Source organism: Aeromonas crassostreae (assembly GCF_054052445.1).
Genome location: NZ_JBSTYM010000086.1, coordinates 1 through 230, shown reverse-complemented (window position 1 = coordinate 230; position 230 = coordinate 1). Strand labels below are relative to the sequence as shown.

Here is a 230-nt window from a genome sequence, read left to right as displayed (position 1 = left end):
TGTAAGCGCGGCGACGTGTTGAGCTAACCCATACTAATTACCCGTGAGGCTTAACCATACAACACCCAAGAAGTGTTCTGGGCCTTGTAGCGAATGAACGAACTACTCAAATTCACTGATAGCGAAGCCAACAGGCAAATCGTTATTCACGTCAGCTTTCCGGATGAAGTTTTTTGCCTGGCGGCCATAGCGCCGTGGAACCACCTGATCCCATGCCGAACTCAGAAGTG

Annotated in this window: 1 rRNA gene; it reads left to right on the top strand. The window is 50.0% G+C overall.

Annotated elements, in window-relative coordinates:
* Positions 1-176: 176 nt before the first annotated feature.
* A 5S ribosomal RNA gene (rrf, locus tag ACW5W4_RS19000) occupies positions 177-230 on the top strand; the annotation flags it as partial.